The organism is Microbacterium sp. (genome assembly GCF_031178525.1).
Classification (GTDB): Bacteria; Actinomycetota; Actinomycetes; order Actinomycetales; family Microbacteriaceae; genus Microbacterium.
The window spans coordinates 1-8,626 of record NZ_JAPSJA010000106.1 but is presented as its reverse complement, the minus strand read 5'-3'; the positions used below and the strand labels follow the sequence as shown (position 1 = coordinate 8,626).

The 8,626-nt window shown below is 72.2% G+C and carries 7 protein-coding genes and 1 other RNA gene; 4 read left to right on the top strand and 4 right to left on the bottom strand.

Annotated elements, in window-relative coordinates; translation table 11 throughout:
• From RIF89_RS08420 to pta, 3 genes are all read right to left on the bottom strand, one after another.
• The coding region (locus RIF89_RS08420) for a beta-phosphoglucomutase family hydrolase (protein WP_309068674.1) at positions 1-646 on the bottom strand (646 nt) is incomplete at its 3' end.
• A gap of 134 nt (positions 647-780) precedes the next feature.
• The gene (locus tag RIF89_RS08415; protein ID WP_309068673.1) at positions 781-2,034 is read right to left on the bottom strand and encodes an acetate kinase; all 1,254 of its coding nucleotides are present in this window, start codon (positions 2,032-2,034) and stop codon (positions 781-783) included.
• Positions 2,035-2,137: 103 nt separating this feature from the next.
• Positions 2,138-4,243 carry a phosphate acetyltransferase gene (gene pta / locus RIF89_RS08410; RefSeq protein ID WP_309068672.1) on the bottom strand — a complete coding sequence of 702 codons (2,106 nt, stop codon included), beginning with the start codon at positions 4,241-4,243 and terminating at the stop codon, positions 2,138-2,140.
• Between the two features lie 72 nt (positions 4,244-4,315).
• Here pta and RIF89_RS08405 point away from each other — a divergent pair, with 72 nt between their 5' ends.
• Together RIF89_RS08405 and RIF89_RS08400 are read left to right on the top strand one after the other, a co-directional pair.
• Entirely contained in the window at positions 4,316-4,750 is a 435-nt protein-coding gene (locus RIF89_RS08405; RefSeq protein WP_309068671.1) for a MarR family transcriptional regulator, read from the top strand.
• Positions 4,747-5,997 (top strand): MFS transporter, encoded by a 1,251-nt coding sequence (locus tag RIF89_RS08400; RefSeq protein ID WP_309068670.1) that lies wholly within the window; start codon positions 4,747-4,749, stop codon positions 5,995-5,997. Before RIF89_RS08405 ends, RIF89_RS08400 begins: the two co-directional genes overlap by 4 nt.
• A gap of 143 nt (positions 5,998-6,140) precedes the next feature.
• On the opposite strand, the gene ffs is transcribed toward RIF89_RS08400, so the two are convergent.
• An RNA gene (ffs, locus tag RIF89_RS08395) (signal recognition particle sRNA small type) lies at positions 6,141-6,240 on the bottom strand.
• A gap of 27 nt (positions 6,241-6,267) precedes the next feature.
• Here ffs and RIF89_RS08390 point away from each other — a divergent pair.
• Together RIF89_RS08390 and RIF89_RS08385 are read left to right on the top strand one after the other, a co-directional pair.
• Positions 6,268-7,239 carry a MoxR family ATPase gene (locus tag RIF89_RS08390; RefSeq protein WP_309068669.1) on the top strand — a complete coding sequence of 324 codons (972 nt, stop codon included), beginning with the start codon at positions 6,268-6,270 and terminating at the stop codon, positions 7,237-7,239.
• A gap of 13 nt (positions 7,240-7,252) precedes the next feature.
• Entirely contained in the window at positions 7,253-8,539 is a 1,287-nt protein-coding gene (locus RIF89_RS08385) for a DUF58 domain-containing protein (RefSeq protein WP_309068668.1), read from the top strand.
• Positions 8,540-8,626: the final 87 nt, after the last annotated feature.

The following is an 8,626-nucleotide window of genomic DNA, read 5'->3' as shown; positions in this document are numbered from 1 at the left end:
CGACGCCGACCACGAGGGCGAAGTCGCCCGCCGCCGCGGACCGGACGCCCGAGATCGCGTCCTCGATCGCCGCGGCGCGCGAAGGCTCGACGCCCGCCATCTTCGCCGCGACGAGGAACACGTCGGGAGCGGGCTTGGAGGGAAGGTGCTCGCGCTCGGCGACGGCGCCGTCCATCACGACCTCGAAGCGGTCGCGGATGCCCGCCGCGGCGAGGACGTCCTCGGCGTTCTTCGAGCTCGACACGACCGCCGCGGGCACGTTCGCGGCGTCCAGGATGTCGAGCAGCCGCAGCGTGCCGGGGTAGGCGGCGATGCCGTCCTCGCGCAGCACGCGCGAGAAGACGACGTTCTTGCGGTTGCCGATGCCGCACACGGTGTTCTCCTCGGGGGCATCCGACGGGTCGCCCCACGGCACCTCGACGTCGCGGCTGCGCAGCAGGGCGGCGACGCCGTCGTAGCGCTTCTTGCCGTCGAGATGGTCGAAGTAGTCGCTGTCGCGGTACGGCGGCGTGATGTCCCAGTCGGCGAACAGCTGCTCGAACATCGTCCGCCAGGCGTGCATGTGCACCTCGGCGGTCGGGGTGATCACCCCGTCGAGGTCGAACAGCACGGCGTCGTACGTGGTCAGATCGGGCAGATTCGACACGGATGCTCCTGAACGCTTGGGACGCGACCCAGATTAGTCGCGGCGCGTTACGCGGGTATTGCAGCGAAGAGGGCTCACAGGCGTTGGGGAGCCCGCACGCGGGTGGCGCTCATGCGCGACGGCGAGCGGCTGCGCTAGCGCGCGACGGCCAGCGCTTGGCGCGCGATCTCGAGCTCCTCGTTCGTCGGCACGACGAGCACCTCCACGCGGGAGCCGTCGGTCGAGATGCGGCGGGTGCCGCGCTCGCGCGCCTCGTTGCGGGCAGGATCGAGCTCGACGCCCGCGAAGCCGAGCGTCTCGACCGCCCCCGCGCGCACTGCCGCCGAGTTCTCTCCCACACCGGCGGTGAACGAGATCACGTCCACTCCGCCGAGCTGGGCGATGTAGGCGCCCGCGTACGCGCGCAGGCGATGGATGTAGACGTCGAACGCCAGCTCGGCGTCCCGGTCCCCCGCCTCGCGCCGGGAGGTCAGGTCGCGCATGTCGGTCACGCCCGCGAGCCCGAAGATGCCGCTGCCCTTGTTGAGCAGCCGGTCGAGGTCGTCGATCGACATCGACGCGCGACGCGCGAGGTGCAGCAGGACGGCCGGATCCAGGTCGCCGGATCGCGTGCCCATCACGAGCCCCTCGAGCGGCGTCAGGCCCATCGAGGTCTCGACCGAGCGCCCTCCGTCCACGGCGGTCACCGACGCGCCGTTGCCCAGGTGGAACACGAGCTGCTTCAGCTCGCGGACGTCGCGACCCAGGAACTGCGCGGCCTGCGCGCTCACGTACGCGTGGCTCGTCCCGTGGAAGCCGTAGCGGCGGATCCGGTGCCGCTCGGCGAGCTCACGGTCGATCGCGTACGTGTAGGCCGCGGGGGCGAGCGTCTGGTGGAACGCCGTGTCGAACACCGCCACGTGCGGGAGGTCGGCGAACGCGCGGCGGGCCGCGCGGATGCCCTGCAGCGCGCCGGGATTGTGCAGCGGCGCGAGCACGGACAGCTCGTCGATGTTGATCTCGACGAGCTGATCGATCAGGGTCGCCTCGAAGAACCGCGCGCCGCCGTGCACCACGCGGTGCCCGACCACGACGGGCGGGGCTTCGTCGAGCGACGGTCCGTGCTCGGCGAACGCGTCGAGCATCGCGGTGAAGCCGGCGGTGTGATCCGGGATCGGTCGCTCGATCTCGTGCGTCGCCTCGAGCACGGTGGGCGCGGGCCGTCCCGGCTCAGCGTGGAACCGCACGGTGTGCGTCGCGCGCCCCGCGGTCTCGCCGATCCGCTCCACCAGGCCCGACGCGAGCACGCGCCCCGTCGGGTGGCCGTCTCCATCGGCGGCGCGCGCCATGTCGAGCAGCTGGTACTTGAAGGACGACGACCCGCTGTTGACGACGAGGACGATGCTCATGCGTGACTCCTGCTCCCTACCCGTGTCCCACTTCGAGCCCGGACGCGGCCATCCGTGTCCCGCCTCGTGCCGCATCGCGGCGACCCCTGCCCCGTCGGCGAGCTCACGCCTGCTGGGCCTGGATCGCCGTGATCGCGACCGTGTTGACGATGTCGCCGACGAGCGCGCCGCGCGAGAGGTCGTTGATCGGCTTGTTCAACCCCTGCAGGACGGGGCCGATGGCGACCGCTCCGGCCGAGCGCTGCACGGCCTTGTAGGTGTTGTTGCCCGTGTTGAGGTCGGGGAACACGAACACCGTCGCCCGACCCGCCACCTCGGACTGCGGCAGCTTCGCCTTCGCGACCGCCGCGTCCGCGGCCGCGTCGTACTGGATCGGCCCCTCGATCGGCAGCTCCGGCGCGCGCTCACGGGCGAGCTGGGTCGCGAGGCGCACCTTCTCGACGTCCGCGCCCGATCCGCTCTCGCCCGTCGAGTACGACAGCATCGCCACGCGCGGCTCGACGCCGAACTGCGCGGCGGTCGCGGCCGACGAGATCGCGATGTCGGCGAGCTGCTCGCTCGTGGGATCCGGGATCACCGCGCAGTCGCCGTAGACGAGCACACGATCCTGCAGCGCCATCAGGAACACGCTCGAGACGACCGAGACCCCCGGCTTGGTCTTGATGATCTCGAACGCGGGCCGGATCGTGTGGGCCGTCGTGTGCGCGGCTCCCGACACCATGCCGTCGGCGAGCCCGAGGTGCACCATCATCGTGCCGAAGTACGACACGTCGGTCACGGTGTCCGCGGCCTTCTCGTACGTGATGCCCTTGTGGGCGCGCAGCTTCGCGTACTCGGCGGCGAAGCGCTCGACGAGCTCGGGATCGAACGGGCTGACCAGGTGCGCGTCGGCGAGATCCAGGCCCAGCTCGGTCGCGCGCGAGCGGATCGTGTCGGGTTCGCCCAGGATCGTCAGCTCGGCGACGCCGCGCTTGAGCAGCGACGCGGCGGCCTTCAGGACGCGGTCGTCTCCGCCCTCCGGCAGCACGATGTGGCGCCGGTCGGCACGAGCGCGCTCGATGAGCCCGTACTCGAACATCAGCGGCGTCACGACGGTCGCGCGGGCGACGCCCAGCACGCGCGTGAGCTCGGCGATGTCGACGTGCTGCTCGAACATCGCCAGCGCGGTGTCGTAGCGGCGGCCGGATCCGGATGCCCGTCCGCGCGCGCCCATGACGCGCACCGCGGTCTCGTACGTGCCGAGATCCGTCGTGACGATCGGAAGGGACGATCCGAGCCCGTCGATCAGGCGCAGCACATCCTCCGGCACGGGGAAGGGCCCGTTCAGGACGATGCCGGTGAGCTTGGGGAACGTTCCCGATTGGTTGGCCAGCAGCGCGGCGACCAGCACCTCGGTGCGGTCGGCGGGGATCACGACGACCGCACCCTCGATGAGGCGCGGCAGGACATTCACCATCGACATGCCCGCGATCACGACACCCAGCGCCTCGCGCCCGAGCAGCTGCTCGTCGCCCTTCAGCAGCGCGCCGTCGAGCGCACGCAGGATGTCCTGCATGGACGGGGCGACGAGCATGCGGTCCTCGGGGAGCGTCCACACGGGAACGCCGGAGCCGACGGCGGACGCCACCTCCGCCGTGATGTCGGCCAGCCGATCCGGGTCGGCGCGGTTCACGACCAGCGCGGCGAGCTCGGCGCGGCCGCGCTGCAGCTCGGGGAACGCCAGGCGGGCGAGCTGGGCGACCTCGTCGGCCGTCCGCGCCGTGGTCGTGCCGAGCTGCTCGGCCTGACCCTGCTGCGCGCGGCCGCCGAGCACCAGCAGCACGGGCGTGCCGAGGTTCGCCGCGACGCGCGCGTTGTACGCGAGCTCGGCGGGGCTGCCGACGTCGGTGTAGTCGCTGCCGACCACGACCACGGCGTCGCACTGCGCCTCGACGGCCTTGAAGCGGGCGACGATCGTGCCGAGCGCGGCCTCGGGGTCGGCCCGCACGTCGTCGTAGGTCACGCCCACGCACTCGTCGTACGCGAGGTCGACGCCGTCGTGGCTCAGCAGCAGCTCGAGCACATAGTCGGGCTCGGCGGTCGAGCGGGCGATCGGCCGGAACACCCCCACCTTGGGCGTCGCCCGGCTCAGGGCGTCGAGGACGCCGAGCGCGATCGTGGACTTGCCGGAGTGCCCCTCCGCGGAGGTGATGTAGATGCTCCTCGCCACACGGCCAGCCTAGGCGCGGGGCGCCTCGTGGGGACAGGGTCTCCTTCGATACTCAGGTTATATACTTTTGGCATGCAAAACCTGGAGGCCCTCACCGACGTGCTCGCTGCGGCGCACCGGCTCGGGCGCGTCGTGGCGCGCGCGGCCGGCTCGACCACGCCCGCCGCGCAGTGGCGTGCGCTGTCGATCCTGGAGGAGAGCGGGCCGCTGCGCCTGGGCGCGCTCGCGACCGCCGCGCGCGTCACGCAGCCCGGGATGACGCGGCTGGTCGACCTGATGTCGAGCGGGGGCCTGGTCGAGAAGGCCCCGGATCCCGCGGATGCGCGCGCGGTCGTGATCCGGATCACAGACGCGGGCCGCGACGCGCGCGATGACTGGTTCGCGACCGTCCGCGAGGTGCTCGCGCCGCGCTTCGCAAACCTCACGGACGACGACTGGCGCGCGATCCACACCACGGCCGCACTCCTGAGCGCGCGCACCGCGGAACTCACGAACGGAGCAGAATGAACAACGCCCACGCCCCTGCGGGCAGCAGCATCCTCAAGCAGCCCCTCGCCGTCTGGGCCATCGCCTTCGCCTGCGTGGTGTCGTTCATGGGCATCGGGCTCGTGGATCCGATCCTGCCCGCGATCGCGCGCGAGCTGCACGCGACGAGCACCGAGACGTCCCTGCTGTTCACGACCTACCTGCTCATCACGGGCGGCGCGATGTTCTTCACGTCGTGGCTGTCGAGCCGGATCGGCGCGAAGCGCACCCTGCTGATCGGCCTCGGCGTGATCGTGCTCTTCGCGGCACTCGCGGGACTCGCCGACTCGGTCGGCGGCGTGATCGGGTTCCGCGCGGGCTGGGGGCTCGGCAACGCCCTGTTCATCTCGACGGCGCTCGCGGCGATCATCGGGGCGTCGACGGGCGGCACGGCCGGCGCGATCATCCTGTACGAGGCCGCGCTCGGCATCGGCCTGGCGGTCGGGCCGCTGCTGGGCGGGCTGCTCGGCAGCGCCTCGTGGCGCGCGCCGTTCTTCGGCACCGCGGTGCTCATGGCCGTGGGATTCGCTGCGATCGTCGCCCTGCTGCGGCTGCCGAAGTCCGCGCCCGCGCCCACCGCGCTGTCCGCGCCGTTCCGCGCGCTCGGCAACCGCTCGCTGCGCGTCGTGGCGTTCGCGGCCCTGTTCTACAACATGGGTTTCTTCGTGCTGCTGGCGTGGACGCCGTTCGCCCTGGTGCCGCTCGGCATGGACGACGCCATGACGCTCGGCTGGATCTTCTTCGGCTGGGGACTCGCGGTGGCCGTCACGTCGGTGTTCGTCGCGCCGGCGCTGACCGCCCGGATGCGGCGCACGACCGTGCTGATGATCGTGCTGCCGGCGCTCGCGCTCGTGGAGGGCCTCATGGCCCTGCTCGCGGCGAGCGCGACCGCGCTGATCGTGCTCGTGGTCGTCGGCGGCCTGCTGCTCGGCATCATGAACACCGTCCTGACCGAGGTGTCGATGGACGCCACGGACCTGCCCCGCTCGGTGGCCTCGAGCACGTACTCGGGCGTCCGGTTCCTGGGCGGCGCGATCGCCCCGCCGCTCGCGTCGTGGCTGGGCGAGACGGTGTTCGACTCGACGTCCGCGCCCTTCGTGGTGGGCGTCGTCGTGCTGCTGATCTCGGCGGTCATCGTGCTGACGGGACGCCGCCACCTGAAGCGCGCGGACGGCGTCGAGGAGACGGAGCTGGAGACCGCTCAGGCGATCTCCGTCGGCGCCGACTGAGCGGGGCGACGACCGCCCCTGGGGCCGAACCCGAACGGTCCTGCACGAGAACGGCCGGATCCCGCATCGTCGCAGGATCCGGCCGTTCTCATCCCGGGCTCGTGCACACCGGACGTGGCGGCGATCCTGCACAGTCGCCGCGAAAAAGAAAGACTCTCCGCGTACCCGACAGAGCCCGGTTACCCTTGCTACGTTTCCGTCCTGGGGGAGTTGGCCTGGATGTCGCCACGCGGAGAGCTTCCACCAGTTTAGACGATCGAAGGAGCGCCCGTGCCCGATCCCCTCACCCCGGAGCGCTTCCAGCAGACGACGGATGGCATCGTCCGGTCCGTCGCCTCGGTGATCGACGGCAAGCCGCACGCCGTGCGGATGGCGCTCGTGGCGCTGCTGGCGGAGGGGCACCTGCTGATCGAGGACGTCCCCGGCGTGGGGAAGACCGTGCTGGCGCGAGCGGTCGCGGCGTCGATCGATGCGCGCGTGCGGCGCATCCAGTTCACGCCGGATCTGCTTCCCAGCGACGTGACGGGCGTGTCGGTGTTCAACCCCGCCACGCGCGAGTTCACGTTCACGCCCGGCGCGGTCTTCGCCAACATCGTGATCGCGGACGAGATCAACCGCTCCTCCCCCAAGACCCAGTCCGCACTGCTCGAGGCCATGGAGGAGCGCCAGGTCACGGTCGACGGCACCTCGCACACGCTGCCGGATCCGTTCCTCGTGGTCGCGACCCAGAACCCGCTCGAGATGGAGGGCACGTACCCGCTTCCCGAGGCGCAGCGCGACCGGTTCATGCTGCGCATCTCGATGGGCTATCCCGACGCCCAGGCCGAGGCCCTCATGCTGCGCCAGCGCGACACCGAGAACCCGCTCGCGGCGCTGCGTCCCGTCGTGTCGGTCGAGGAGGTGGCGGCGCTCATCCGGTTCGCGCGGTCGGTGCACGTCGCCCCCGCGATCGAGGAGTACGCCGTCGCACTCGCGCAGGCGACGCGCGCGCATCCCGACCTGCGCCTCGGCGCCTCCCCCCGGGCGACGCTGCAGCTCGTACGGGCCGCGAAGGTGTGGGCAGCGCTCGACGGCCGCTCGTTCGTCATCCCGGACGACGTGACCGACCTCCTGGAGCCCGTCTTCGCGCATCGCCTCATCCCCTCACGCAGCGCCTCGGGCGCCCATCGCGCGGGGGATCCGGTGCCGCCCATCCTCGAGAAGATCGCGGCATCCGTGCGGGTCCCGCTCGCGGTCCGCTGATCCGGACACGGACATGTCGCGCGCAGCAGCCCCCGAGGGATGGTCGTCCCGTCCCCTCGGCGGCGCACCGCTGACGGGGCGCGGTCTCGCGGCAGCGCTGCTGGGCACCGCGCTGCTGATCCTCGCGATCGCGCTCGGTCGCATCGAGCTCGCGATCTTCGGCCTGACGCTGCTGCTGCTCGTCGCCGCCGGCTGGATGTCGCTGCGCCTGGCGGGGCGGGTCACGGACGTCGACCGCTCACTGTCGACGGACGTCGCGAGCGTGGGTGGGGTGTCGCGCGTCGAGGCGCGACTGCTGCTGTCTGCACGCCCCGTGCCGGGCGGAACGTGGCGCGACGGACTGCCGGAGGCGCTCCGGCCGGTCGCCGACGACGCAGCCGAGGGACCGACCGGCGAGCTGCCGCCCGGCGGCCGTGGCACGCTGCACGTGTCGTATGCCGTGATGGGCATGCGGCGCGGGCGCCATACGGTCGGGCCGCTCCAGACCGTGGCGGTCGACCCGTTCGGCCTCGCGCGGCGGCGCACGACGATCGGGATGCGCACGCCCGTGACGATCGTGCCCGCCGTCGTGCCGCTGCCCGCCCTGCCAGGGTCGCCCGGCGCGACGGGCAGCTCGCAGGTCACGACCGGCAGGCACGGACAGGGCGCCGACAACCTCATTCCCCGGCCGTATGCGCCCGGGGACTCGATGCGCCGCATCCACTGGCGCGCGTCCGCGCATCACGGATCGTTCATGGTGCGCGAAGAGGAGCGCGAGACGACGCCGCGCGCGATCGTCGTGTTCGATCGCGGCATGGCCCGCTGGGGGCACCAGGCGCCCCATAACCGGGACGAGCGGTTCGAGGCGGCCGTCACGCTGTGCGTCTCGGCGGCGTGGAGCCTCGCGCGCGACGGCTACTCCGTGAGCGTGATGGACACCGACGGCGCGCCGATCGCGCTCGTCGAATCGCACGAGGACATGTCCGGGCTGCTCGTGACGTTCGCGTCGGTCGCACCGCGCGGTGAGGACACCCTGCATCGGATGTCGACGTCGCTCGCGAACTGGTCGTCCGCCCCGGTGATCCTGGTCGCCGGTCGCGTCTCCGGCGAGGACGTCGCGGAGCTCGGCGCCGTCGTAGCCCAGGCGTCGCGCGCCGTGCTGCTGTGCGCGGATCCCCAGGGCGACGCTCTCGAGCGCGCGACCCGCGCCGGCTGGCATGCCGCCCGGCTCGACCCCGATGTGGAGACGGCGTGGGTCGCCGCGACCCGCGCGGAGCAGGGCGCCCGGCACGAGGCGGTGGATGCGCATGGCGGTCAGTGAGGCTCCGGCGGCGCTCCGGCCGGGCGCCGACCGCCCGGCGCCGAGGCGCGAGGGCGCCGGTCCGCAGCGCAACGCGCCACGACGCCC